Here is a 1,370-nt window from a genome sequence, read left to right as displayed (position 1 = left end):
GTGCCGCGCAGCACCACGTGGGCGGCGGTGGCGCCGGCCGGTCCGGTGTCGCCGGGCATGCTGAGCGCGGCGACGCGGGCGACGCCCCGGCGGCGGACCGGCCAGGGCTGCGGCTCGCCCAGCACGGTGAAGCGGGAGCCTTCGAACGCGGCGTCCTCCGGGTCGGGCAGCAGACCGGCCGGGGCGGCGGGGAAGTCGGCGTGGTGCAGGGCCAGCGCGGCCGCGACCAGCGCGGCCAGCGGCGCCGCGCGCTGGGTGTCCCCCACCAGCGCTCCCGCGCTTCCCAGTACGCAGCCGTAGGGGTCGGCCGCGTCCGTCTCCGGGTCGGTCCCAGAGGCGCCCTGAGGCTCGGCCCGGGATTCGGCCCGGTAGACGGCGGCGAGGGCCGCGGCCTCACCGTGGCGGGCGGCGGCGCCGGCGCCGCCCAGTTCCAGGTACTCGACATCGCCGGGGGCCGCCTGGGCGTCGGCGAGGGCGGCACGGGCCGCGGCGGCCACGGCCTCGTCCCCGTCACCGGCGCCGCTGTGCACGCGCAGGGCGTCCACCGTCGCGTACACTCTGCGGCCGCTCTCCCCCGCCCGGGTGACGACCACGGCTGCCGCCCCGTCGCCGAGCGGCGGCGGCCGATGGCCCTCGCGGGCGGCGAGCCGGGCCCGGGCGCGGGTGTTCTCCGCGCCGGCGGCCAGGTCCACCCCGCCCACCAGCACCGCCTCGACGGTCTCGTCCAGCAGCAGCAGGCCGGCCACCTCCAGCGCCCGGACCCCGGAGGTCCCGTCCGCCGCGACGGTGAAGGACGGCCCGGTGAGGTTGCGCGAGGAGGACAGCCGGGCCGCCATGATGTTGCCGATGTAGCTGAGCACCTCGTTGGCGCCGATGGGCTCGTGGACGGCGCCGCGCACCGCCTCCTCCAGGCGGTCCAGCTCCTCCTCGCCCAGGTGTACTCCGGCCCGCTCGCACTCGGCCCGTACATGGGCGCCGATGTCGAAGCGCGCGCGGTGGGTGTGGGTGCGCGGTTCCATCTCCATCGCGATCACCACACCGACCCGCCGCTCGGGCAGTTCGTCGGCCTTGGTGCCGGGCGGCGGCGCGGGGTAGCCGGCGTCGGCGAGGGCCTGTTCGGCGGCCTCGAACAGGGCCAGGTGCTGGGGGTTGGCCTGGGCCAGCTCGTTGGGCGGGATGCGGTAGGTGCGGGGGTGGACGTCGATGCGGTCCAGGTAGCCGCCCGGTGCCGCGGTGTTCCCGGTGTCCGCGGCCTCCTGCGCGGGCGTGCCGGACAGCGGGCCGCGGGCGAGCGAGTCCGCGCCGTACCAGCGGTGGGGCGGGCGTTCGACGAGGGCGGGCCGGCCCGGCCGCGCGGCGCGGTGCAGCGC

The 1,370-nt window shown here is 78.5% G+C and carries 1 protein-coding gene; it reads right to left on the bottom strand.

The genetic code is table 11. The features are described from left to right. A partial coding sequence (locus AC2CJA_RS26665) for a beta-ketoacyl synthase N-terminal-like domain-containing protein (RefSeq protein ID WP_484605211.1) occupies positions 1-1,370 on the bottom strand: 1,370 nt, incomplete at both ends.

It is taken from the genome of Streptomyces sp. ATLC9 (assembly GCF_057196705.1).
This window is presented reverse-complemented; position numbering and strand designations above follow the sequence as displayed.